Annotated in this window: 21 protein-coding genes; 14 read left to right on the top strand and 7 right to left on the bottom strand. The window is 69.1% G+C overall.

Going from position 1 to position 23,284, the window contains the following annotated elements; genetic code table 11:
• The first annotated feature begins 309 nt into the window (after nucleotides 1-309).
• The 11 genes from BJF85_RS20165 (at nucleotide 310) to BJF85_RS20115 (ending at nucleotide 13,336) form a co-directional block, all read left to right on the top strand.
• Nucleotides 310-1,380 (top strand): HNH endonuclease signature motif containing protein, encoded by a 1,071-nt coding sequence (locus BJF85_RS20165; protein WP_083666570.1) that lies wholly within the window; start codon nucleotides 310-312, stop codon nucleotides 1,378-1,380.
• A 154-nt stretch (nucleotides 1,381-1,534) separates the two neighbouring features.
• A complete protein-coding gene (locus tag BJF85_RS20160) occupies nucleotides 1,535-1,888 on the top strand; it encodes a hypothetical protein (protein WP_075849646.1) in 354 nt (117 codons plus the stop codon).
• Nucleotides 1,888-3,774, top strand: coding sequence for a DUF6531 domain-containing protein (locus BJF85_RS29135; RefSeq protein ID WP_075849645.1), 1,887 nt, complete (start codon nucleotides 1,888-1,890; stop codon nucleotides 3,772-3,774). Before BJF85_RS20160 ends, BJF85_RS29135 begins: the two co-directional genes overlap by 1 nt.
• The gene (locus BJF85_RS30560) at nucleotides 3,702-5,984 is read left to right on the top strand and encodes an RHS domain-containing protein (protein WP_255375806.1); all 2,283 of its coding nucleotides are present in this window, start codon (nucleotides 3,702-3,704) and stop codon (nucleotides 5,982-5,984) included. Before BJF85_RS29135 ends, BJF85_RS30560 begins: the two co-directional genes overlap by 73 nt.
• Entirely contained in the window at nucleotides 5,966-6,340 is a 375-nt protein-coding gene (locus tag BJF85_RS20145; protein ID WP_075849643.1) for a hypothetical protein, read from the top strand. Before BJF85_RS30560 ends, BJF85_RS20145 begins: the two co-directional genes overlap by 19 nt.
• On the top strand, nucleotides 6,337-6,699 hold the full coding sequence (locus BJF85_RS20140) for a DUF6086 family protein (protein WP_139320746.1): 363 nt from the start codon (nucleotides 6,337-6,339) through the stop codon (nucleotides 6,697-6,699). Before BJF85_RS20145 ends, BJF85_RS20140 begins: the two co-directional genes overlap by 4 nt.
• A 95-nt stretch (nucleotides 6,700-6,794) precedes the next feature.
• Nucleotides 6,795-7,400 (top strand): hypothetical protein, encoded by a 606-nt coding sequence (locus BJF85_RS20135; protein ID WP_075849641.1) that lies wholly within the window; start codon nucleotides 6,795-6,797, stop codon nucleotides 7,398-7,400.
• A gap of 184 nt (nucleotides 7,401-7,584) precedes the next feature.
• The gene (locus BJF85_RS20130; protein WP_369822242.1) at nucleotides 7,585-8,484 is read left to right on the top strand and encodes an SGNH/GDSL hydrolase family protein; all 900 of its coding nucleotides are present in this window, start codon (nucleotides 7,585-7,587) and stop codon (nucleotides 8,482-8,484) included.
• 45 nt (nucleotides 8,485-8,529) lie between these two features.
• The gene (locus BJF85_RS20125; protein WP_075849640.1) at nucleotides 8,530-9,585 is read left to right on the top strand and encodes a tryptophan--tRNA ligase; all 1,056 of its coding nucleotides are present in this window, start codon (nucleotides 8,530-8,532) and stop codon (nucleotides 9,583-9,585) included.
• A gap of 17 nt (nucleotides 9,586-9,602) precedes the next feature.
• Nucleotides 9,603-11,471 (top strand): serine/threonine-protein kinase, encoded by a 1,869-nt coding sequence (locus tag BJF85_RS20120; protein WP_075849639.1) that lies wholly within the window; start codon nucleotides 9,603-9,605, stop codon nucleotides 11,469-11,471.
• Nucleotides 11,468-13,336: a serine/threonine-protein kinase gene (locus BJF85_RS20115; RefSeq protein WP_075849638.1), complete on the top strand. Its 1,869-nt coding sequence runs from the start codon at nucleotides 11,468-11,470 to the stop codon at nucleotides 13,334-13,336. Before BJF85_RS20120 ends, BJF85_RS20115 begins: the two co-directional genes overlap by 4 nt.
• Before the next feature lie 15 nt (nucleotides 13,337-13,351).
• On the opposite strand, the gene paaE is transcribed toward BJF85_RS20115, so the two are convergent.
• From paaE to paaZ, 6 genes are read right to left on the bottom strand one after another with little or no spacing between them, the layout of a single operon-like run.
• A complete protein-coding gene (paaE, locus tag BJF85_RS20110) occupies nucleotides 13,352-14,440 on the bottom strand; it encodes a 1,2-phenylacetyl-CoA epoxidase subunit PaaE (RefSeq protein ID WP_075849637.1) in 1,089 nt (362 codons plus the stop codon).
• 1 nt (nucleotide 14,441) lies between these two features.
• Nucleotides 14,442-14,960, bottom strand: coding sequence for a 1,2-phenylacetyl-CoA epoxidase subunit PaaD (gene paaD, locus BJF85_RS20105; protein ID WP_075849636.1), 519 nt, complete (start codon nucleotides 14,958-14,960; stop codon nucleotides 14,442-14,444).
• Nucleotides 14,954-15,832, bottom strand: coding sequence for a 1,2-phenylacetyl-CoA epoxidase subunit PaaC (paaC, locus tag BJF85_RS20100; protein ID WP_075849635.1), 879 nt, complete (start codon nucleotides 15,830-15,832; stop codon nucleotides 14,954-14,956). Before paaC ends, paaD begins: the two co-directional genes overlap by 7 nt.
• A gap of 8 nt (nucleotides 15,833-15,840) precedes the next feature.
• Nucleotides 15,841-16,125, bottom strand: a complete 285-nt coding sequence (gene paaB / locus BJF85_RS20095) for a 1,2-phenylacetyl-CoA epoxidase subunit PaaB (protein ID WP_075849634.1) — start codon at nucleotides 16,123-16,125, stop codon at nucleotides 15,841-15,843.
• Nucleotides 16,122-17,084 (bottom strand): 1,2-phenylacetyl-CoA epoxidase subunit PaaA, encoded by a 963-nt coding sequence (paaA, locus tag BJF85_RS20090; protein ID WP_075849633.1) that lies wholly within the window; start codon nucleotides 17,082-17,084, stop codon nucleotides 16,122-16,124. Before paaA ends, paaB begins: the two co-directional genes overlap by 4 nt.
• A 2-nt stretch (nucleotides 17,085-17,086) precedes the next feature.
• The gene (gene paaZ, locus BJF85_RS20085) at nucleotides 17,087-19,111 is read right to left on the bottom strand and encodes a phenylacetic acid degradation bifunctional protein PaaZ (protein ID WP_075849632.1); all 2,025 of its coding nucleotides are present in this window, start codon (nucleotides 19,109-19,111) and stop codon (nucleotides 17,087-17,089) included.
• Between the two features lie 304 nt (nucleotides 19,112-19,415).
• Here paaZ and paaI point away from each other — a divergent pair, with 304 nt between their 5' ends.
• From paaI to BJF85_RS20070, 3 genes are read left to right on the top strand one after another with little or no spacing between them, the layout of a single operon-like run.
• The gene (paaI, locus tag BJF85_RS20080) at nucleotides 19,416-19,805 is read left to right on the top strand and encodes a hydroxyphenylacetyl-CoA thioesterase PaaI (protein WP_075849647.1); all 390 of its coding nucleotides are present in this window, start codon (nucleotides 19,416-19,418) and stop codon (nucleotides 19,803-19,805) included.
• Between the two features lie 19 nt (nucleotides 19,806-19,824).
• Nucleotides 19,825-21,174 (top strand): phenylacetate--CoA ligase PaaK, encoded by a 1,350-nt coding sequence (paaK, locus tag BJF85_RS20075; protein ID WP_075849631.1) that lies wholly within the window; start codon nucleotides 19,825-19,827, stop codon nucleotides 21,172-21,174.
• A 22-nt stretch (nucleotides 21,175-21,196) separates the two neighbouring features.
• Nucleotides 21,197-21,808: a TetR/AcrR family transcriptional regulator gene (locus tag BJF85_RS20070; RefSeq protein ID WP_075849630.1), complete on the top strand. Its 612-nt coding sequence runs from the start codon at nucleotides 21,197-21,199 to the stop codon at nucleotides 21,806-21,808.
• On the opposite strand, the gene BJF85_RS20065 is transcribed toward BJF85_RS20070, so the two are convergent.
• Nucleotides 21,805-23,031 carry an HNH endonuclease signature motif containing protein gene (locus BJF85_RS20065; RefSeq protein WP_075849629.1) on the bottom strand — a complete coding sequence of 409 codons (1,227 nt, stop codon included), beginning with the start codon at nucleotides 23,029-23,031 and terminating at the stop codon, nucleotides 21,805-21,807. The genes BJF85_RS20070 and BJF85_RS20065 overlap by 4 nt on opposite strands.
• Nucleotides 23,032-23,284 lie beyond the last annotated feature (253 nt).

Genomic DNA, 23,284 nt, shown 5'->3' with positions numbered 1-23,284 from the left:
ATGGTTTCTGTTTTAGGTCGACGGGATGACACTCCGGGGGCGCGGTTTGTTTGGGGTGGGTGGGTGGTTGCGTCGGGGGCTTTGCGTGGGGGCCATTGCTTCGCTCGGCCCCGGGTTCTGTCGGGTTGACGTTTTGATTGTAAGTCGAACTTGTGTTTGGTATTATAGAGCTGTGACCAGTGGTGGATCTCTTGTTCATTCTGTGCAGTCGCTTCGTTTGCGGCGGGCACGGATTGATGCTGAGGAGATGAGGGTGCTGGCCTCGCTGCGCCGTCGGACGAAGCTGAGCTTCCGTGGTTTGCCGAGTCACTGGTTCCGGAGTATCGGGCATCTCGGGAGTTTGTTCTCGGGCGGGTTCACACTGCTGTTTCGCTGGTGTCGCGGATGCCTCGACTGTTGTCGCTGATGGAGGACGGGAAGGTCGAGTATTACGCCGCATCCCGGGTTGTTGACGTGACCGGCGTGCTGTCCGACTCGCAGGCTCGCGAGGTCGACTTGCTGTTGGCCGACAAGCTGTCCTCGGCTGCCGAGACGATGTGGTTGCCGCACAACCTGGTTCGGGCAGTGCGTCGACTGGTCGACAAAGTGGACCCGGCCGGTCGCGTTGAGCGGGCTCGGAAGGCTGACGAGGGTCGGAAGGTCACGTTGGAGCACGGGGAGAACTGCCAGTCCAGGCTCGTAACCACCATGCGCTCCGAAGTCGCCGCTGCCTGCTACGCCCGGGTCGACTCCCTGGCCCGGCAACGCAAGCGGGACGGCCACGAGCGCACCTACGACCAACTGCGTGCCGACGTGGTCGCCGACCTGTTGCTGGGCAACGAACCCGGCGCGAAGACGCCGGAGGTCGCTGCGGTGGTCTATGTGCACATGCCCGTGGACACGGCGTTGTCGATCTCCGAGTCCGGCGCCGAGCTCGACGGCTACGGCCCGATCCCTGGTGCGGTCGGGCGGGAGATCGCTACGAACTCCAAGTCGACCTGGCGCAAGGTGCTCTGCGACCCCGCCACCGGCGACCCCGTCGATCTCGGCCGGTCCCGGTATCGACCCAGTGCCACGATCCGCGAGGCGATGCGGGTGCGCGACCGCGAGTGCGTCATCCCGTGGTGCCACCGACCGGCCCGCCACTGCGATGCCGACCACGAACGCGAATGGGCCCGAGACAACGGACCCACCTCACTGACCAACCTCACGGCCCGCTGCCGCAGACACCACCGCATGAAACACACACCCGGCTGGCTCAGCCGCTACGACGTGGCACGCGCCCGAATCTCGATCACCACGCCCCTCGACACCACCTACACCGGACGCCGAACCCCCATCCTCGCCCCGAATCCGAAACCACCCGGCCAACCACCGGGTCAGGACGAACCCCCGTTCTGACCCGCCACCCGACGCCCACGAACGAGGCCGCCGGCGCCGGCCGCATCCGCCGCCGTCCTACGGCCGGAGTAACAACCTTCCACCCCGAGGGAACTATGCGCGAGGATAATCCGTCATAGGCGGACAAACTGCGCTAACTACTGGGGTGAGCAGCATGACAGCAGGGGGCGGCCACGAGGTGCAGACCGGTGAGCTGCGCGGATATCGCGGGCTCATCGACCGGCAGGCCGAACACTTCACAACGATCAACGACCACGCCCAACAGCACGGCGCGGACACGAGCGGCTACACCGGCCTCCTCGCGCTCCTCGCACCCGCCGTCACGGGCGTCGCGGCGTTGTACGGCGAAACGCTGAACCTGGCCAACCGGAAAATGCTGGAGCTCGGCGAGAAACTCGAGGACGCCGCCACCAAGTACGACACCAACGAGCAGGAAACGCAGAGCGGCATCGCCGCCATCGGCAGCAGCCTCGAGGCCACCGACACCCCGACGATCGGCGGCCGCTGATGGGAACCTACGCGGACATCGAAGCACCGGGCGAACTGCTGAGCCGCGACCCCGGCCTCTACGGCGGCGGAACCATCGAGGACGCCATCTCCAACGCCGGCTTCCAGGTCCAAGCCGTCAACTGGGTCTGGCAACAGGTCGTCGGCGAAGACCTCGTCTCCTCCATCATCACCCCCATCACCGGCGACTTCGAGAAGATCGCCCAAGGCGCCGCGCAGTGGAACAACGTGCGCGACGCGTTGCAAGGCGTGCGCAACAACCTCAACAGCGGCCTCGGCGAACTGTCACCCGCATGGCAAGGCGAGGCCGCCGCCGGTTTCCACCAAGAGGTCGGCACCAAGTGGACACTGGGCATCGAGGCCAACGCCCAAGGCGCCAAACTCATCGGCTTCGCACTGTCCAAGGTCGCCGACGGCTCCAAACAGGCCTGCGACCAGGCCCTCGACCTCATCGAGAAGCTCGTCAACAAACTGATCGAAGCCGCAGCCATGCTGCCGGTGCCCGTCGTCGGCTGGGGACGCGCCGTCAAACTCGTCTACGACGGCATCCAGATCTACAACGCGATCATGTCGCTGATCCGCGCCATCGAATCGATCATCAACGGCGCGATCCAGGTCCTCCAAGGCATCCAAGGCGCCGCATCCGCCCTCCGCGAATTCGCCCAGGCCGAGAACCTCAACGACTTCCTCAACGCCGGCAACAGCGCCTTCGACGCCTACGACGACATCACCTCCGGCTCCAGCGCCGTCACCGGCGGCGTCACCTCGGCCACCAACGCCGCACAATCCACCGTGGCAGCCGCCTCCAGCGCCGCCGACAACTACGACGGACTGCAGAACGAACGCGCCCAAGCCGCCGACCAGAACACCGGCACCACCGGCGGCGACGACACCGCGGGCGGCAACCAGCCGGCGGCGCCGCAAGACTCCATGGCCGCCAACTCGAACAACGAGAACACCGAGGGCCGACCCACCAGCTGCGTGCCGGGCACCGGCGACCCCGTCGACCTCGCGACCGGCCAGATGTTCATGACACAGCGAGACCTCGAACTGCCAGGCCTGCTGTCCCTCTCCTTCGAACGCACACATTTCTCCGGCTACCGCGTCGGCAAGTTCTTCGGCCGCAGCTGGGCATCCACAGTGGACCAGCGCATCGAGGTCGAACCGGACGCCGTGTACTACGCGGCCCCCGACGGCGCGCGCCTGAAGTACCCGCGACCCGAACCGGGCGGCGACCCGGTGGTACCCGAGACCGGCTCGTTCTGGCCGCTCACCTGCACGGCCGAGGGTGCGTACCGCATCGAACAGCCCAAGGCCGGCCGCACGCTGACATTCCTCCCCGGAACAAGAATCCAGCACCTGGCGTCCATTCAGGACCGCAACGGCAACCGCGTCGACGTCCGCTACGACGGCGACGTCCCCGCCGAACTCATCCACTCGGGCGGCTACCGGCTCGGCCTCGACTCCGCCGACGGTCTCGTCACCCGGCTCTGGCTGGCCAACCCGGCCGGCTCCCCGATCACCATCGCGAGCTACGACTACAACGACCGCCGCCAACTCGTCGCGGTGTACAACTCGTCGTCGCAAGCCATGCGGTTCGACTACGACGACGACGGCCGGATCACACAGTGGACCGACCGCAACGACGAGTGGTACCGCTACCACTACGACGCCGAAGGCCGCGTCACGTCCAGTTCCGGCTCCGGCGCGCGCTCACGGGCGCGTGGGAATACGACGACACCAACCGCATCCGCCGCTACACCGACGCGGTCGGCGCGACCACCACGTACGGCTTCAACGAGCGCTGGCAACTCATCAGCGAGACCAACGCACTCGGCGCGACCACGACGCGACAGTGGACCAGCTACAACGAACTGCTGTCCGTGACCGACCCGCTCGGGCGCACGCTCCGGCGCACGTACGACGGCCGCGGCAACGTCACGCAGGTGACACAGGCCGACGGGTCGGAGGTGACCGCCGAGTACAACGCGTTCGGCCTCCCGACCCGGATCGTCGAACCGGACGGCGCGACCTGGCAACGGTTCTACGACGACGCCGGCAATGTCGTGTCGCTCGTGGACCCCACCGGGGCGATCACCCGCTACACCTACGACGACCGCGGCGGACTGACGTCCATCACCAACGTCCTCGGCAACATCCGGCGGGTCGAGACCGACTCGGCCGGGCTGCCGGTGAGCGTCGTCGACGCCGAGGGCGGCACCACGCGGTACGTCCGCGACGTCTTCGGCCGCGTGTCGTCGGTCGTCGATCCGTCCGGTGCCACGTTGCGTATGTCGTGGACCATCGAGGGTCGGCTGCTGTCGCGCACGTTGCAGGACGGCTCCACGGAACGGTGGCGCTACGACGGCGAGGGCAACGTCGTCGAACACACCGACGCGGTCGGCAAGACCACGCGCACCGAGTACGGACACTTCGACCTGCCGAAGGCGCAGACCGGTCCGGACGGTGCACGCCTGGAGTTCACGCACGACGCCGCGCTGCGGCTCGTCGCCGTGCGCAACCCGCAGGGCCTCGTGTGGCGCTACACCTACGACGCCGCGGGCAGGCTGACGTCCGAGGTCGACTTCAACGGCCGCGAACTGCGCTACGAGCACGACGAGGCGGGGCAGCTCGTCGCACGGATCAACGGTGCAAGACAGCGCGTGGAGCTCACCCGCGACGTGATCGGCAACGTCGTCGAGAAGCGCGCCGGCGACACCGTCACGACCTACGAGTTCGACCCGGCGGGTCGGCTCCTGTCGGCAGCATCGCCGGACGCCGACCTGCGCTACGAACGCGACGCCCTCGGACGGGTGCTCAGCGAGACCGTCAACGGCGCCGCGGTGCGCTCGACCTACGACATGCTGGGCCGCCGCGTCACCCGCACCACACCCAGCGGTGCCGAATCGGCGTGGACCTACGACGCCGACGGCCGCCCGGCTGTCCTGACCAGCGGCACCAACACCATGAGCTTCGCCTACGACGCCGCGGGACGGGAGATCCGGCGACAGCTCGGCGCGGGCGCGACGATCGCGCAGGGCTGGGACGCGAACCACCGGTTGGCCTCGCAGACCGTCACCGCGGTGGATCCACACCGCCCGAACGGCGCCGCGCGGGTCGTCCAGCAGCGTGCCTACCGCTACCACCAGGACGGCTACCTGGCGGCCATCGACGACCACCTCGCCGGGTCCCGGCACTTCGACCTGGACGCGGCCGGGCGGATCACGGCCGTGCGCGGGCAGGGGTGGACCGAGCAGTACGCCTACGACGCCGCAGGCAACATCACGCACGGCACCTGGCCCGCGGCGCCCGACGGTGCGGGCAACCCCGAGGCGCAGGGCCCGCGCGAGTACGCGGGCACGGTCATGCGCCGAGCGGGCAACACGACCTACCGGCACGACGCGCAGGGCCGCATGGTGCAACGCACCCGCCGCACGCTGTCCGGACGTCAGCAGACGTGGACGTTCACCTGGAACGCCGAGGACCAGCTCGTCGCCGTCTCCACCCCGGACGGGGCACGGTGGACCTATGCCTACGACCCGATCGGCAGGCGCATCGCCAAGCACCGGGTGTCCGACTCCTGCGACGTGGTGGAGTCGGTGCGGTTCGCGTGGGACGGCGCCACGTTGGCCGAGCAAGCCGTGAACGGGACCGACGGCGCACGCGACGTGACGACGTGGGACTTCGCCCCCGGTTCGTTCCGCCCGATCACGCAGCGGGAACGCACTGCCGACTCCAGTGCCGACGGCGCAGCCGGCGCCTCCCAGGAATGGGTGGACCGGCAGTTCTACGCACTGGTCACCGACCTCGTCGGAACGCCCATGGAGATGGTCGCCCCGGACGGCGACGTCGCGTGGCGCAACCGGACGACCGTCTGGGGTCAGGCACTGGCGCAGGTCGTGTCCGGCCCGTCGTGCCCACTCCGATTCCCTGGCCAATACCACGACCCCGAAACCGGCGACAACTACAACTTCTTCCGCTACTACGAGCCGGCAAGCGCCAGTACACCGCCGCCGACCCGTTGGGGCTCGAAGGCGGTATGCGGCCCCATGGTTACGCTCGCAATCCGCGACGCTGGATGGATCCGCTCGGGCTGAAATGCAACGACGCCACTCCACCGCAAGAAGGCGACCGGGACTACTTGGTCAGGGACCCGTCCAACCTGGAACGAAGCATTACCGACATCGACCACATTCAGGACGGCGTTCTGTGGGAGGAGAAGTCCGCAACGAACGCCGGAGACGTCGACCGGTGGGTCGAGAAACACGTTGAGGGAAAGATGGAACGCTACGTCGAGGCTCGTCCACACCTTCCCGGGTATGAGGATGCACCGATCGGGATGCGGTTCACCGAGCCGGGCGCGGACCCCACCTTCCAGGCCGCTGTCGAACAGGGTATGGATCGCGTGCGCGGTAGACACCCGGACGTCGATTTCAGGACGGAGTGGGCATGAGCTACGTATTCGACATCGGCAGAGAAACGGTGTGGAGCCCGGCCAACACCACCGGCCGTGTCTACACCGGACTCCTCACGCTGGCCAACGAAGCGTTCGAGCTCGACCCAGGGGCGAACGTCATCTCCTCCGACTACTACGAGTTCGAGCCCAACGCGTTCACCGCCTTCGTCAACCGCCTCCTCGAGATCTACGAGAACGACGACCCGGCACCGCTGGTCACGATGCTGCACGGATTCCTGAAGATCTCGATCGTCATGGCCACCCGCGCCGGTCTCTCCCTGAGCCCGACCGGCGAACGCGGCCGGGCGATCATCGACCACGCCGGCCGACTCGGCCACACCATGCCCGACCTGTGACACGTGCTCGGCCTGGAGACCCCCACTGCACCAGGCTCACGCCGGCAGCGCCGTGCATGCCGACATCGTCACCCGAACCGTTGAGGAGAAGCCGTATGACCGATCCGAATGCGTGGCAGACGCCGCAGCTTCGTGAGGCGCTGGCGCAGCTGGAGGAGGCCGAGGTGGGCCTCGATCAGACCGTCGCCAACGCCAGGGAGCTGTCGCGCAACACGTCGCAGGGCGGGCTGTCGGCCGACGACATCCGGCAGATCGAACAGCACGCCCGCAGCTCCGCCGCGCCGCAGGAGCTGCGCGAACTGCAGAAGCGCATCGACCGCGGCGACCTGTCCTGGAGCGACATCTCCTCGGGCCGGTTCCTCGACGACCCCCAGGTGCGCTCCGCCCTGCAGCACGGCGTCCACGGCATGACCGCCGCCTACACCATGATCCAGGAAGGCCAGGACTTCGACGACATCATCGAAGCCGGCGGACCCGCCGTGCCCGCGGCACCGACCGACCCGGCCGACAGCGGCGGCGGCAGCGGCGACGACAGCCGCGACACGTCCGGCACCCCCGACACCGGCAGCAGCACCGGCACCGACACCGGCAGCAGCACCGGCAATCAGGGCACGAACCAGCCCGACCGCACCCGGCCCGGCACCGACCGGGACAGCGATCCGGACGATGACGACTACTTCGGTGGTTCGGTCCTCCGCTGACGCCTGAGTCTCCTGACATTCCGCCACGAACCGCTCACCACTCGCGATCACGGAGAGCCGCTCAGGTCACACCTCGCTAACGCCGTCGCGACTCGAGGCGACATCCCGGGGCAGAACGTCGAACACTCCTGGAACAATAGGCGGTTCGAAAGTAGCGAGAACGGGAACGGAGCGTGAGCGGAGGATGACGTACCAGCGGTTCGTTGCGCTCGGTGACAGCTTGACCGAAGGCCTCGACGACCTACACCCGGACAACTCCATCTACCGCGGATGGGCCGACCTGGTCGCCGAACGCCTCGCCGCCGACGCGCCCGCCCTGCGCTACGCCAACCTGGGTGTGCGGGGCAGGCGGCTCGACCAGATCGTCGTCGAGCAGTTCCCGGCGGCCGCCGACCTCGAACCGGACCTCGTCGCCCTGTTCGGCGGCGCCAACGACCTCATGACGACCCGCGGTTACCGCGCCGACGTCGTCGCCAAACGTGTCCGCGGCGCCGTCCGTCTGCTCACCGACATCGCACCCGAGGTCGTGGTCTTCACCCTCAGCGACGTGTCGAACCGTATCCCCGCCGTCCGCTGGATGGGGTCGCGCATCCAGGCGTTCAACGACATCATGCGCGAGGCCGCCGACCGGCACGGCGCCCACCTGGTCGACCTGTGGCCCGACGAATCCGTCCACGACCTGCGCTATTTCGGCCGCGACCGCCTCCACCTCAGCGAACACGGCCACCGCCGCGTCGCCGGCCACACCCTCGACGCCCTCGGCGTGCCCTACGAGCGCAGCTGGCTCGAGCCGCTCCCCGGCGACCCCGCGACCCGGGCCTGCTCGCCCACGCCCGCTGGGTGTGGGGTTCGGTGCTGCCGTCCGCGCGCACCCGGCTGGTCAACTACCTCACCGGACGCTCCGCCGGCGACGGGTTCACCGCCAAGCGCCCGCAGCTCGCGCCCGTCCTCGGCGACGTGCTCACCGGCGACCGCGACACGCGCGCCCGCGCCTGAACCCGCGCCGGGCGACCACCCACCGGGACCGGACGCACACGGACCGCACGGCAACGGCGACACCCACCGGATCCGTCACCCGACTTGACGCCTTCCGGCAATCACGACGGCGCCGATCAGTAGGATGGCAGCCATGTCACAGGCCGTAACCAGCGGAGCCAAGGTCTCCTTGACCGGTATCAAGCCGACCGGCGAGCCCCACCTGGGCAACCTGATCGGCGCCATCCGGCCCGCGCTCAAACTGGCCGAGGACTACGACTCGGTGTACTTCATCGCCGATTACCACGCCCTCACCAGCGTGCGCGACCCCGAGGAGCTGCGCAGGTACACGCGCTCCGTGGCCGCCACGTGGCTCGCCGCCGGACTCGACCCGAAGCGCACCACGTTCTACGTGCAGTCCGACGTGCCCGAGATCTTCGAACTCAACTGGGTCATGTCCTGCATGACCGGCAAGGGCCTGATGAACCGGGCACACGCCTACAAGGCCGCCCGCGACCGCAACGACGAGTCGGGCGAGGAGCCCGACGCCGGCGTCAACATGGGCCTGTACAACTACCCGATCCTCATGGCCGTCGACATCCTGATCATGGAGTCCGACGTCGTCCCGGTCGGCAAGGACCAACTGCAGCACGTCGAGTACGCCGCCGACATCGCGGGCAGCTTCAACCACGTCTACGGCAAGAGCTACTCGTTCAAGATCCCCGAGCCGATCATCCCGGACGACGGCAACAGCCAGACGTTGCCGGGACTCGACGGGCGCAAGATGAGCAAGTCGTACGACAACACGATCCCGCTCTTCCTGCCCGAGAAGAAGCTGCTCAAGCTCGTCCGCCGCATCCCCACCGACAGCACGCCCGTCGAGGAACCGAAGAACCCCGACACGTCGGCGCCGTTCCAGATCCTCGAACAGTTCGGCTCCGCCGAGGTCGTCGCCGACACGCGCAAGCGACTCGAGGCCGGCGGCATGGGCTGGGGCGAACTCAAGAACGTGCTGTTCGAGGTCCTCAACACCGAGCTGGCACCGCTGCGCGAACGCTACGACGCGCTGATGGAGCCCGGCAGCGAACTCGACACCGTGCTCGCCGAGGGCGCGCAGACCGCCCGCGAACGGGCCGGGCGCGTGCTGGCCTCGGCGAGGGAAGCCATCGGCCTGCCCAACCGGGCACGGGCGCGTGAGGTACTGGGGTAGACGAAGGTGACGCGGTAATGAAGGTCCTGGGGGAAGGCGAGCAGGAGTACGCGGGCCGATATCGCCTGCTGGCCATGCTCGGCGAAGGCGGCATGGGCCGCGTGTACCTGGCGGTCGCACCGGACGGGCGACCCGCCGCGCTCAAACGCATCCATCCCGCGTTCTCCCACGACCAGGGATTCCGCGAACGGTTCCGCCGTGAGGTCGACACGTCGCGGCAGGTGTCGGGCGCGTTCACCGCGGCCGTGATGGACGCCGACACCGAGGCCGACCAGCAATGGCTCGCGTCGGTGTACGTCCCCGGGCCGTCGCTGCAGGACGCCGTCGACAAGGCCGGCCCGATGCCGCCGACCGCGGTGCGGCACCTGGCCGCGGGCCTCGTGTCGGCGCTGGCCGACATCCACCGCGCCGGCCTCGTGCACCGCGACCTCAAACCGAGCAACGTGCTGCTCGCCTCCGACGGGCCGCGGGTCATCGACTTCGGCATCGCCCGCGCCGTCGAGGGCAGCTCCGAACTCACCAGCACCGGCTCGGTCGTCGGCTCGGCCGGCTTCACGTCCCCCGAGCAGGCCGAGGGCCGCAGCCTGACCACGGCCAGCGACGTCTTCTCCCTCGGCACGCTGCTGGTGATGGCCGCCACCGGCGACAGTCCGTTCGCGGGCAAGACGACCCCGCAGACGCTCTACAACGTCGTCCACGGCCAGCCCGACCTGAGCAAGGTCCCCGCCGAACTGATGTCGATCATCGGCCCGTGCCTGGCGCGCGACCCCGAGCAGCGGCCGACGCCCTACCAGCTCCGCGGGCTCATCGGCAGCCTCCCGCCGACCAACAACCCGTGGCCGCCGCGCGTGCAGCAGGAGATCGCCCGGTGCGAGGACGAGGTCGACGCCGTCATGTCCGGCGCCGACCTGTCCCGGTCGCGCACGCCGCTGATCGTCGCGGCCGCGTCGCTGGTCATGATCGCCGCGGTCGGCGCGACCGCAATGATCGGCGTCACCAGTCCCGAGGCGGGCACGCCGACGACCGTCGCGGCGCCCGCCACATCCTCGGCGACGCCGACCTCGGAACAACCGTCCGGCCCGCTGGCCCCTGCCTCGCTGCGCCAACTCGACCCGTGCAAGCTCCTGCCCGACGCGAGCGACCCCCGCGCCTCGTACTACTCCGGCTGCCGCTTCCGCCTCGGCGAGGACGTCAGGGTCTCCGTCGACCTCGGCACCAGGGCCTCGACCAGCGGTACCGACAGTGAGGAGATCGAGGGCACCACGGTCGTCACCCGCCGGGTCGACGGCACCCTGTGCACCGCCACGGCGCTCCTGCCCGAGCAGCCGACCCACGGCATCGAGGTGATGGTCAGCGCGTCGGGCGACGGCCCCGACGACTTCCGCCCCTGCGAGGTCGCCAAGGAACACGTCGGCGACGTCATCGCCGCCGTCAACGAGGGCACCGGCACGTGGGACGGCGAGTTCAAGCAGCTCGCCGAGGTCGACCCGTGCGCCATCCTCACGCCGGAACAGGCCAGGGAGGTGCTCGGCCAGGCACCGTCGACCGAGTCGTTCAGCCTCAACGAATGCCAGTACAACGCCAACGGCCGAGCCACCGTCCGGTTGGACGTGCGGCCCGACCCGGCCGACAGGGACAGCGACGCGCAGGAGATCAGCATCGCCGGCCAGGACGCCTACGAGTCGCCGGGCGGTCCCGAGGTCACCAACTGCAGCATCGCCTGGGCCCAGGCGCCCGTGCGCGCCGAGGGCCTTGAGGATCTCTCCCAGGTGGTCACCATCGAGTACTCGCCACCCACCGGTGACGAGGAGATGACCAACGACGAGGCCTGCGAACGGGCCCGATCGTTCGCCGAGCAGGTGCGCGAGGGGCTGCCGACGCCATGAAGCCGTTGAAGCCCGAACAGGCACATCCGATCGGCCACTACCGTCCGCTGGCGCTGCTCGGCGAGGGCGCCATGGGCCAGGTGTTCCTGTGCCTCGGCCAGGACGGCAGGGTCGCCGCCGTCAAGCAGATCCACCCGAGCTTCTCGCGCGACGAGGGCTTCCGCACCCGGTTCACCCACGAGGTCCAGGCGTCGCGGCGCGTGTCGGGCGCCTACACGGCCGCGGTCATGGACGCCGACCCCGAGGCCGAGGCGCCCTGGTTGGCGTCGGTCTACGTCGCAGGCCCCTCGTTGCGCGACGCGATCGACGCCGCGGGCCCGTTGCCGGTGTCGTCGATGCGGCGGCTGATCGCCGGCCTCGCCGTCGCACTGTCCGATGTGCACAGAGCGGGTCTGATCCACCGCGACCTCAAGCCGGGCAACGTTTTGCTGACCTCCGACGGTCCCCGCGTGATCGACTTCGGCATCGCGCGCGCTGCGGAGGGCGCCGAGTTCACCAGCACCGGCACGGTCGTCGGCTCGCCCGCCTACATGTCGCCCGAGCAGGCCGAGGGCCACGACCTGACCGCGGCCAGCGACATGTTCTCGCTCGGCGCGCTGCTGGTCATGGCCGCGACCGGACAGGGCCCGTTCACGGGGACGACCGCGGCGCAGACGCTCTACAACGTCGTCCACGAACCGCCGACGGTCGACGGCGTGCCCGCCGAGATCCGCCCGATGATCGAGGCGTGCCTCGCGCGCGACCCGGCCGCCCGGCCCACCCCGCAACAACTGTTGGACATGGTCGGTCCGCTCGACCGCGAGGGCCCGATGTGGCCGCAGGCCGTCCAGCAGCTCATCCAGGCGCAGGAGGCCGAGGTCCGCACCGTCCTCGCCCTGCCCCCGCCCGAACCGCCCGCCCCACCTGCGAAACGCCGCTGGCCCGCGGTCACCGGCATACTCGCCGCCCTCGCAGGCGTGATCACGCTGTCCCTCGTGCAGGGCCTCGCGCCGACCGAGGGCATCGCGATCGAACCGGAGACCCGGGAATCGCCGTCCGAGGCGCTGACGGTCGACCGGCTCCGCACCATCGACGCGTGCCAGCTGCTCGACGGGGTGGAGCTGGGCGACCTCACGCTCGAGGCGAGCCCGTACTCGCTGTCGGCGCACCAGTGTCGCTTCGGCGAGTCCGGGTCCTACGGCAGTGCGGTGACGCTGGCCCTCGGCGCCACCGTCGACCCGAGCCGCATGGTCTCCACCGGCGAGCAGGTCGCCGGCCTCGACGTGCTGACCTCCCAGCACGACATCGGCGGATGCACCAACGCGGTCGCCCTGCCCTCGGACCAGCAGTACGGCATCGAGCTGTCCGTCATGAGCGACGACGAGCACGGTTTGTGCGAGCACCTCAACCGCGCGATGGACATCGTGATCGACGAGCTGCGCGTCGACCCGCCCGTGCGCGACGTGCCGGAGAACAGCGCGACGCGGACCGACGTGTGCTCGCTCGTCGACCGGGAGGCGATCGCCGAGATCGCGGGCGTCGTGCAGACCGTCAGCCCCGACGGGTTGGACCAGTGCAGCTGGCGATCCGTGCGGGGCCACGGCTTGGCGCAGGTCACCCTGGCTCCCGAGAACACGCACGGCGAGGACCGCGACACCGAGCAGATCCGGCTCGGCGACGTCCCCGCGCAGCAACGCGGCATGGCGGGCACGTGCACCGTCGAATGGCAGCACCGCACGTTCGAGGAGCAGGCCGACGACTCGTTGGGGCCGCTCGTCGAGATCGTTCGCGTCACCTACAGCCCGAACGGCGACGGCAACGCGTGCCGCCCGGCCCGCGCCGTCGCCGAGGCGACCCTCGCGGAGTTCCCTCCCGCCGAGCGGTGACCCGGCCGGTGGAACTCAGTCGTCGTAGTCGACGGCGACGGAGTCGGAGACCGGCAATGCCTGACAGGTCAGGACGAACCCGGCGGCGACCTCGGCGTCCTCGAGGGCGAAGTTGCGCCGCATCGCCACCTCGCCCTCGGTCACCCGGGCGCGGCACGTGCCGCACACCCCGCCCTTGCAGGCGAACGGCAGGTCCGGACGCACCCGCTGGGCGCCGTCGAGCACGGGCACGTCCTTGGCGACGGTCGTCGTCGTGCGCCGACCGTCGAGCACGAGCGTCACCTCGCACGCATCCGCCGGCGTCGCCGGGTCGGCGTGCCGCACCGGTTCCGGCGGTGCGTCGTCGACGAAGAACAGCTCGCGGTGGATCCGCTCCGCGGGTACGCCTGCCTCGCGCAGCAGCGCGCCGGCCCCGACGACCATGTCGTAGGGGCCGCACAGCCACCAGTCGTCGACCGCGTCCGGGTCGGGCACGAGGGCCAGCAACGCGCGCAGCTTGTCCGTATCGAGCCGCCCGGACAACAGATCGGCCTCCCGCGGCTCACGGGAGAGGACGTGCACCAGCTCCAGCCGCTGCGGCCGGTGGTCCTTCAGGTCGGCGAGCTCGTCGGTGAACATCACCGTGTCACTGCGGCGGTTGCCGTACAGCAGCGTCACCGTGGCGTCCGGATCGGACAGTACGGTCGACGCGATCGACAACAGCGGCGTGATGCCCGAACCCGCGCCGATCAGCACGTGCCGTCCTGCGTGGCGGGCGGGGGTGAACGTCCCGGCCGGCGCACCGACGTCGATCGTGTCGCCCGGCTGCACCTCGCGGACGAGCCACGTCGAGAACACGCCACCCGGCACCTCGCGCACGCCGATCCGCAGCTGCTCGCCCTCCGCGGCGCAGACCGAGTACGACCGGCGTTCCTCGCGGCCGTCGACGGTGCGGCGGAGCGTCAGCGACTGGCCGGCGCGGAAGCGGTACGTCTCGGCCAGTTCCGACGGCACGGTGAGGGTGACCGCGACGGCGTCGGCGCAGAGCCGGTCCACGCGGGCGACGGTCAGCGGATGGAACCCCCGGGCGGTCCGTGACCGGGCGGGAGTCGTCGACGCGGTCAACTCAGATCTCCTTGAGGTGGTCGAACGGTTCGCCGCACGCGCGGCAACGGCGCAGGGCGCGGCACGCGGTGGAGCCGAACTCCGACACCGGTTCGGTGTCGGTTTCGCCGCAGCGTGGGCAGTCGACCCGGCGCTGCGGGGGATGCAGCTGCACGGGGATCGGGCCGGCGGGTCGCCGCGGCGCGGGGCCCGGTGGGGCGATGCCCGCGTCGGCGAGCCTGGCACGGCCGCATGCGGTGATCCAGTCGGTGGTCCACGGCGGGTGCAGCACGGTGCGCACGTCCACGCGCTCGAATCCCGCGCCCCGCAACGCGTGCACGAGGTCGTCGCGCATCGTGTCCATCGCGGGGCAGCCACTGTAGGTCGGCGTGATCGACACCGTGACCCCGTCCGCCGTCTCCGTCACCTCGCGCAGCACCCCGAGGTCGGCCAACGTGAGCATGGGCAGCTCGGGGTCGGTGACGGTCTCGGCCACGGCGCGCGCGGTCGTGCCGGTGCGCTGCTCGTCGGTGGTCACCATGTCGCCTCCGGATGCGCCCTGGCCACGCTCTGCAGCTCGGCGAGCAGGTAGCCCATGGCCTCGGTGTGCCTGCCGTCGCGCCCCGTGCCGCCCGCGACGCCCGCCCTCGCCGGCACGTCCGGCACGGTGAGCGTCGCCGCGCCCAGCACCTGCGCGACGACGTCGTCGAACTCGGCACGCACCTCCGCCGGGTCGACGGCGACACCGGCCAGCCGCCGTTCGACGTCGTGGGTGTGGAACAGTTCCGGCACGAGCGGCCACACGTCGTCGAGCGCCGCCCGCATGCGTTCCCTCGAGACGTCGGTGCCGTCGCCGAGACGGACGACCCACCCGGCGGCGTAGTCGCGGTGATACGTCAGCTCCTTCACGCCCTTGTCCGCGATCGCCGCGAGCACCGGGTCCGTCGAGCTGCGCAGCCGCTGCAGCACCGCCAACCGCCACGTCGAGGCGACGAACAGCACCGCGACGAGCCGCGCGAAATCGCCGCGTTCGGTTTCGACGAGCCGGACGTTCCGGAACTCGTGCTCGGCGCGGAAGTACGCGTAGTGGTCCTCGCCGCGCCCGCTGCCGTCCGCCTTGCCCGCGCGGGCGAGCAGCAGGCGCGCCTGGCCGAGGAGGTCCAGTGCGATGTTGGCGACGGCCACCTCGTCCTCGAGCTCGGGGCCACGGGTGCACCATTCCTGCAGTCGATGCGACAGGATCAGCGCGTCGTCGCCGAGCATCAGGCAGTACCGCGCCAGATCGTCGCCGTCCACACCCGACGGCACCGTCGTGTCCACTCCCGACAGCGGATCCTCGAAGCCGGTGCCGAACGCCCACCGCGAGTCGTCGGGTGCGTCGATGAGCGCCTCGTACGCGTTGTCGAAGGCCATGCGCGCTCCTACATGTGCGGGACGTTCGCGGGGATGTCGTAGAACGTCGGGTGCCGGTAGACCTTGTCGGCGGCCGGGTCGAAGAACGGATCCTTCTCGTCGGGACTGGACGCCGCGATGTCGGCCGAACGCACCACCCAGATGCTGACGCCCTCGTTGCGACGCGTGTAGAGATCGCGCGCGTGGTGCAACGCCATGTCGTCGTCGGCGGCGCGCAGCGACCCGACGTGCACATGGTTGAGCCCTCGTTTGCCCCGCACGAACACCTCGTACAACGGCCATTCGCCAGTCATGCCACGGCCTCCTTCCGCTCGCGCTCACGGTTCTTACGCGCGTGCGCGGCCGCGGCCTCGCGCACCCACGCACCGTCCTCGTGGGCGTGCCTGCGCCGGGCGACGCGCTCGGCGTTGCACGGGCCGCCGCCGGAGATGACCTGCTTCAGCTCCGACCAGTCGATGCGGCCGAAGTCGTAGTGCCCGCGCTCGGCGTTCCACGCGAGGTCGGGGTCCGGCAGCGTCACCCCGAGCGCCTCGGCCTGCGGCACCGTCATGTCGACGAAGCGTTGGCGGAGTTCGTCGTTGGTGTGCCGTTTGACCTTCCACGCCATCGACTGCGCCGTGTTGGGCGAGTCGTCGTCGGGCGGGCCGAACATCATCAACGACGGCCACCAGAACCGGTTCGTCGCGTCCTGCACCATCTCCCGCTGCTCGGGGGTGCCGCGCATCATCGTCATCAGCAGTTCGTAGCCCTGCCGCTGGTGGAACGACTCCTCCTTGCAGATGCGGATCATCGCGCGCGCGTAGGGGCCGTAACTACTGCGGCACAACGGAACCTGGTTGCAGATGGCCGCGCCGTCGACGAGCCAGCCGATGACACCGACGTCGGCGAACGTCGACGTCGGGTAGTTGAAGATCGACGAGTACTTCTGCCTGCCGGTGATCAGCTTGTCGGTGAGGTCGTCCCGGTCGGCGCCCAGCGTCTCGGCAGCCGAGTACAGGTACAGTCCGTGTCCGGCCTCGTCCTGCACCTTGGCGAGCAGGATCGCCTTCCGCCGCAGCGACGGTGCACGCGTGATCCAGTTCCCCTCCGGCTGCATGCCGATGATCTCCGAATGCGCGTGCTGCGCGATCTGCCGGATCATCGTCCTCCGGTAGCCCTCGGGAACCCAGTCGCGCGGCTCGATGCGTCGATCCTTCGCGATCGTGTCCTCGAACCGCTCGTGCAGTTCCTCCTCGGACGGTGTCGTCGTCATCGTCATGACCGCTCCTTCGACACGAGCGTGAGCACGTCGTACTTGGCAACCGAGTCGCCGTCGGCGTTGGTCACGTCGGCGTCCCAGCGCACCTCGCCGTAGTCGGCGTTCTCGCGCGGGGTGATCTGCTTGGCGGTGAGCGTGACGGTCAGCTCGTCGCCCGGCTTGACGGGCGTGAGGAACCGCAGGTTCTCGAGCCCGTAGTTGGCCAGCACCGGCCCCGGTTCCGGCGCGACGAACAGACCCGCCGCGAACGACACGACGAGGTAGCCGTGCGCGACGATCCCGCCGAACAGCGGGTTCTCGGCGGCGGCCGTCTCGTCGGTGTGGGCGTAGAACGTGTCGCCGGTGAACTCGGCGAACCGGTCGACGTCCTCCCGGGTCACGGTTCGCGGGCCGGCAACGACGGCATCGCCCACCCGCAGTTCGGCGAGCGACTTGCGGAACGGGTGCACCTCGTCGGTCGTCCGCGGCGCTCCCGGCGTCCACCGGCCGGTGATCGCGGTCAGCACCGCCGGTCCACCTTGGACGGCCGTGCGCTGCATGTGGTGCAGCACGCCGCGGATACCGCCCATCTCCTCACCGCCGCCGGCGCGCCCGGGTCCGCCGTGGACGAGCTGCGGCATCGGCGAACCGTGTCCTGTCGACTCCCGCGCGCTGTCGGCGTCGAGCACGAGCATCCGGCCGTGCCACGCGGCCGCGCCGAGCACCACCTCGCGGGCGAATTCGGCGTCCGCGGTGACGACGGAACCGGCGAGGCTCCCCCGTCCGCGGGCGGCGAAGTCGACGACCTGCTCGGCGGAGGTGTACGGCAGCAGCGTCGACACCGGGCCGAACGCCTCGACCTCGTGCGGTTCGCTGCGTTCGGGATCGCCGGACAGCAGGACGGGCGACAGGAACGCGCCGCGTTCGGCATCGGCGCCGACGACCTCGACACGGTCCGGGTCACCGAACACGACCGTCGCGGCGTCGCGCAACGCCTTCAGCGAACGGCGCACCTCCTCGCGCTGCTCGAGGCTCGCCAGCGCGCCCATGTCGGCCGTGGCCGGATCGCCGACGGTGATGCTCGCGAGCTTGTCCGCGGCCGCGGCGGCGACGTCGTCGAGCAGTTCCGCCGGCACGAACGCCCTTCGGATGGCGGTGCACTTCTGGCCCGCCTTGACGGTCATCTCGGTGACGAGCTGGTTGACGTACAGGTCGAACTCGGCGGTGCCCGGCGTGGCGTCCGGGCCGAGCACGGAGCAGTTCAGCGAGTCGGCCTCGGCGTTGAAGCGCACGGAATGCCGCACGATCGCCGGGTGCGCGCGGAGTCTGCGTGCCGTGTCGGCCGAGCCGGTGAACGAGACGACGTCCTGGTCTGTGACGTGGTCGAGCAGGTCGCCCGCGTCCCCGCAGAGCAGCTGCACCGCACCGGCGGGCAGGATCCCGGATTCGACGACGAGCTCGACGAGCTTCTCGGTGAGATACGCCGTCTGCTCGGCGGGTTTGATCAGGCTCGACATGCCGGCCAGGAACGCGGGGGCCAGCTTCTCCAGCGGACCCCACACGGGAAAGTTGAACGCGTTGATCTGCACCGCGACGCCCCGCAACGGGGTGGCGATATGCCGCGCGACGAACGTGCCGCCCCTGCTCAGCGGCTCGACGTCACCCTCGACGTACACGGTGTCGTTGGGCAGTTCCCGCTTGCCCTTGCTCGCATACGCCAGCAGCACGCCGATGCCGCCGTCCACATCGAACTTCGCGTCACCGCGCGTCGCGCCGGTGTGGGCCGACAGCGCGTACAGCTCGTCGCGGTGTTCACGTAGATGGGATCCGAGCGCCTTGAGGAGTGCGGCGCGCTGGTGGAAGGTGAGTTCGCGCAACGCCGGTCCGCCCGTGCGGCGGCCGTACTCCAGCGCGGCGGCCCGGTCGATCCCGGACGTCGACACGCGGGCGACGTCGTCACCGGTCACCGCGTCGTGCACGGATGTTCCGGCACCGTCACCACGCTGCCAGTTGCCGCCGACGTAACTGCGCAGGACCTGCATGGGTGACCTCAGCTCCCTCGTCATCGAGTGGACTGTCCGCGCGACACCGTGACCGACCGATCTTTACCGACCGACCGGTCAGGAACACCAGCCTAGCGACGTCGGCGGTCGCCGACAAGCCTGTGCTGCCCGCCTTGACAGTCGGCTCGCTCCGGTCCTTTACTCGGTTCCATTCGACCCGGTCGGTGTCCGGCCGCGGCGATCAGACTTCCCGGCAGCGGCGCCGGGACGAGGAGACGGGCGGTGGATCCTGGTGTCCGAGTCGACGCGGCGGATGCAGGGCCTCGCGGATTCGACGCGCACGATGCTCGAGGCGGACGCCGCGTCGGCGGCGCTGGGCATCGAGGTCACGGAGGCCGTCGACGGTCGCGCGGTCGCCCGGATGACGGTCACCGAGCACATGGTCAACGGGCACGACATCGCGCACGGCGGTTATCTGTTCCTGTTCGCCGACACCACATTCGCCGCGGCGTGCAACAGCCATGGCCCGGTGACGGTCGCCTCGGGCGCGGAGATCTCGTTCGTCACGAGCGCACGGCTGGGTGATGAGCTCGTCGCCACCGCCGAGCAGCGCACCAGTTTCGGCCGCAACGGAATCTACGACGTCACGGTGCATCGTGACGCGCCGGCGGGCCGCGAGGTCGTCGCCGAGTTCCGCGGGCGCAGCCGCACGATCGACCGCAGCAGGGACTGACCGCCACCCGGAGGAAGCGATGACCACCACACACGACGACGTGTCCGGTATGCGCAGGGGCGAGGCTGAGGCGCCTGCGGTCGACGAACTGTCCGCTGTGGAGCGCATCGGCGTGGACGAGCTGCGGGCGTTGCAGCTGGAGCGGCTGCGGTGGACGTTGCGGCACGCCTACGAGAACGTGCCGTTCTACCGCGCGAAGTTCGACGCCGCGGGAGTTCATCCGGACGATTGTCGAGAGCTCGCCGACATCACGCGGTTTCCGTTCACCACCAAGCAGGATCTGCGCGACAACTATCCGTTCGGCATGTTCGCGGTGCCGGAGGAGCGGGTGAGTCGCATCCACGCATCCAGTGGCACGACGGGCAAGCCCACGGTCGTCGGCTACACGACGTCCGATGTGGACAACTGGTCGACGGTGATGGCGCGGTCGATTTTCGCGGCGGGCGGCCGTCCGGGGCACAAGGTGCATGTGTCGTACGGGTACGGGTTGTTCACCGGCGGGCTGGGTGCGCATTACGGGGCGGAGCGGTTGGGCTGCACGGTCGTTCCGGCGTCGGGTGGGATGACGGCACGCCAGGTGCAGTTGATCACCGATTTCCGGCCCGAGGTGATCATGGTGACACCGTCGTACATGTTGACGTTGTTGGACGAGTTCGAGCGTCAGGGCCTGGACCCGGCGGCGAGTTCGTTGCGCGTGGGGATTTTCGGTGCGGAGCCGTGGACGGAGCAGATGCGGCGGGAGATCGAGCAGCGGTTGGATCTGCATGCGGTCGACATCTACGGGTTGTCGGAGGTGATGGGCCCGGGGGTGGCGCAGGAGTGTGTGGAGACGAAGGACGGCTTGCACATCTGGGAGGACCATTTCTTCCCGGAGGTGGTCGATCCGTTGGAGGACGATGTCTGCGCCGACGGTGTCACCGGGGAGTTGGTGTTCACGTCGTTGACGAAGGAGGCGTTGCCGATCATCCGGTATCGCACGCGCGATCTGACGGCGTTGCGACCGGGCACGGCGAGGCCGGCGTTCCGGCGGATGGACAAGGTGACGGGGCGCAGTGACGACATGATCATCGTGCGTGGGGTGAATGTGTTCCCGACGCAGATCGAGGAGGTCGTGTTGGCCACGGCGGGTTTGTCGCCGCATTTCCAGTTGCGGTTGACGCGCGAGGGCCGTGCGGATGTGTTGACGGTGGTTGTCGAGTCGGTTGTGGACGCTCCGCACGATGTGCGGTCGGCGGCGGCGTCGGAGGTGTCGGCGCGGGTGAAGGCTGTCGTCGGCGTGAGCGTCGGGGTGGATGTGGTCGATCCGGAGTCGTTGGAGCGGTCGGTCGGCAAGTTGCGTCGGGTTGTCGACCAACGCCCGGCGCAGTGATGCGACCTGCGATAATCGGGTTATGACGGAGCCGCAGTCGAGCCGTCCTCGTCGTGGGAGGCCGGGGTACGACCTGGAGTCGTTGTTGTCGGTGGCGGTCGCGTTGTTCAACGAGCGTGGCTACGACGGCACGAGCATGGAGGACTTGGCGCGCAAGCTGGGGATCACGAAGTCGGCGATCTACCACCATGTGCGCAGCAAGGACGAGTTGTTGCAGTTGGCCGTGAACCGCGCCTTGGACGGCCTGTTCGCGGAGGCCGACCGGCTGGGTGAGGTCGACGGCCCGGCGATCGAGAAGTTGGAGCAGTTGGTCCGCGCGAGCGTCGTCGTGCTCGTCGAGCGGCTGCCGTTCGTCACGTTGTTGTTGCGGGTGCGGGGAAACACGAAGGTGGAGAAGGCGGCGCTGGCGCGCCGCCGCGAGTTCGACCACCGTGTGACGGACCTGGTGAGCAAGGCCGCGGCCGACGGCGACCTGCGCCCCGACGTCGACCCTGCAACGTCGGCCCGCCTGCTGTTCGGCATGGTCAACTCCTTGGTCGAGTGGTACCGCCCCCGTGGCGACGTCGACGCGGAGGCTCTGGCCGACACGGTCGTGGCGGTGGCGTTCGACGGCCTGCGGGTGCGGAAGGCTTAGAACGGCGGCGGTTCGGGTTCGGCAGTACTGTCCGTTTCGGACGATCGCGGTGGCAGGACGGTTTCGCGCTTGTCGGTGTAGGTGACCCCGAGTGGTGTGGTGATCGACGAGGTTCCGTGCACCGGGTCGTAGGAGTGGATCCAGCCGGGCGCGTTCTTGAGCCGGTGGTGTTTGCGGCACCGCGGTGCGGCGTTGTCGGTGGAGGTCGAGCCGTGGTCCTTGGCCCACTGTTGTTGGTGGTCGAAGTCGCAATGCCGGGCGGGACGTCGGCACCAGGGCACGACGCACATCCGGTCGCGCACCTCGACGACCTTGCGGATCGTCGAACTCGGACGATACGAGGTGCGGCCGAGGTCAACAGGGTTCCCGGTGGCCGGATCGCAGAGCACCTTGCGCCAGACCGACTTGGGGTCGGCCATAATCTCCCGCGCGTACGCCGCGGGGACCGGCCCGATCCCGTCGATCGAAGCGCCGGTCTCGGACATGGATAGTGCGGTGTCGATCGGCATGTGGAGATAGACCATCGCCGCCGACTGCGGAACCTGGACGCCGGGATCGTTGCCCAGCAGCAGGTCAGCGAACACATCGGCCCGAAGCTGGTCGAGGTTCCGCGACGAGTCGGAGAGTCGAAGCTTGCGAGCCATGGCGTCGACGCGCGCGTAGGCAGCGGAGGCAACGTCGGACGGCAGGTCGGCGGATATCTGCGATTGAGCGTAGACCCCGTGGTCGAGCGTGACCTTCCGCCCCTCGTGAGCCATGCGGGCAGCAGCGGTCTCGGCACCGGGGTCAACCTGCTTGACGATCTGCGAAGCATGCCAAGCCATATTCCGAGGCTGCCACGCAGTCAAGGAAAGTCGAGCCAGCTTCTCCTTCAGCAACCGGTCAACCTCAAGAGCATCGGCATCAGACACCGGCGCAACAGTATTCAGCACGCGCTCGGCGCAATACCGATCCACCTGACCGTCTCGCATAGCCTGCAATAGCCGAGGCATCCGATAAGTCAACCCAAGCGCGGTATGAATCCGGTCCAACACACTCTGCGGCGACAGTCGAAGCTCAGGCGCCAACGCCTCAGCAAGTGACCGCCGCTCCATCGAATCAGACGACGACCCGGAGTCGAGCGAAGCAAGAAACGACACCTCAGCAGCATCAGCCCGAGCCCGCAAAGCAAGCACCGACCGAGCCTCATCGACAATCCCCTCAACATCTCTCACGCAACCCATAATACCGAACAATTGATCGACAAGAACCACCCACAAGTATGACAAGGAACCCCACGCAAAGTAACCAAAACCGCACTCCAAACACCGCCAATCGCCGAAGCGAAGCAAGGCACCCCCGCCAACCACCCCACCCACAGAACCGCCCCCGTGAAGTGTCATCCCGTCGACCTAAACAGCAACCATCACACTGCAGTCAGGGCGCAACCACGCACCAAACCGCAGCCAAACCCGAAAACCTTGCGCCCTGACTGCA

The sequence above is a fragment of the Saccharomonospora sp. CUA-673 genome, from assembly GCF_001942305.1.
Taxonomy (GTDB): Bacteria; Actinomycetota; Actinomycetes; order Mycobacteriales; family Pseudonocardiaceae; genus Prauserella.
Note: the sequence above shows the minus strand (reverse complement) of the source record. Positions and strands in the feature narration are given on the sequence as shown.

What these genes read in the sequence shown, in the direction of transcription:
- BJF85_RS20160 (WP_075849646.1), top strand. Translation starts at nt 1,535, where the DNA reads ATGACAGCAGGGGGCGGCCACGAGGTGCAGACCGGTGAGCTGCGCGGA.
- BJF85_RS29135 (WP_075849645.1), top strand. Translation starts at nt 1,888, where the DNA reads ATGGGAACCTACGCGGACATCGAAGCACCGGGCGAACTGCTGAGCCGC.
- BJF85_RS20145 (WP_075849643.1), top strand. Translation starts at nt 5,966, where the DNA reads ATGGATCCGCTCGGGCTGAAATGCAACGACGCCACTCCACCGCAAGAA.
- BJF85_RS20140 (WP_139320746.1), top strand. Translation starts at nt 6,337, where the DNA reads ATGAGCTACGTATTCGACATCGGCAGAGAAACGGTGTGGAGCCCGGCC.
- BJF85_RS20135 (WP_075849641.1), top strand. Translation starts at nt 6,795, where the DNA reads ATGACCGATCCGAATGCGTGGCAGACGCCGCAGCTTCGTGAGGCGCTG.
- BJF85_RS20130 (WP_369822242.1), top strand. Translation starts at nt 7,585, where the DNA reads ATGACGTACCAGCGGTTCGTTGCGCTCGGTGACAGCTTGACCGAAGGC.
- BJF85_RS20125 (WP_075849640.1), top strand. Translation starts at nt 8,530, where the DNA reads ATGTCACAGGCCGTAACCAGCGGAGCCAAGGTCTCCTTGACCGGTATC.
- BJF85_RS20120 (WP_075849639.1), top strand. Translation starts at nt 9,603, where the DNA reads ATGAAGGTCCTGGGGGAAGGCGAGCAGGAGTACGCGGGCCGATATCGC.
- BJF85_RS20115 (WP_075849638.1), top strand. Translation starts at nt 11,468, where the DNA reads ATGAAGCCGTTGAAGCCCGAACAGGCACATCCGATCGGCCACTACCGT.
- paaD (WP_075849636.1), bottom strand. Translation starts at nt 14,960, where the DNA reads ATGGTGACCACCGACGAGCAGCGCACCGGCACGACCGCGCGCGCCGTG.
- paaC (WP_075849635.1), bottom strand. Translation starts at nt 15,832, where the DNA reads ATGGCCTTCGACAACGCGTACGAGGCGCTCATCGACGCACCCGACGAC.
- paaB (WP_075849634.1), bottom strand. Translation starts at nt 16,125, where the DNA reads ATGACTGGCGAATGGCCGTTGTACGAGGTGTTCGTGCGGGGCAAACGA.
- paaA (WP_075849633.1), bottom strand. Translation starts at nt 17,084, where the DNA reads ATGACGACGACACCGTCCGAGGAGGAACTGCACGAGCGGTTCGAGGAC.
- paaZ (WP_075849632.1), bottom strand. Translation starts at nt 19,111, where the DNA reads ATGCAGGTCCTGCGCAGTTACGTCGGCGGCAACTGGCAGCGTGGTGAC.
- paaI (WP_075849647.1), top strand. Translation starts at nt 19,416, where the DNA reads ATGCTCGAGGCGGACGCCGCGTCGGCGGCGCTGGGCATCGAGGTCACG.
- paaK (WP_075849631.1), top strand. Translation starts at nt 19,825, where the DNA reads ATGACCACCACACACGACGACGTGTCCGGTATGCGCAGGGGCGAGGCT.
- BJF85_RS20070 (WP_075849630.1), top strand. Translation starts at nt 21,197, where the DNA reads ATGACGGAGCCGCAGTCGAGCCGTCCTCGTCGTGGGAGGCCGGGGTAC.
- BJF85_RS20065 (WP_075849629.1), bottom strand. Translation starts at nt 23,031, where the DNA reads ATGGGTTGCGTGAGAGATGTTGAGGGGATTGTCGATGAGGCTCGGTCG.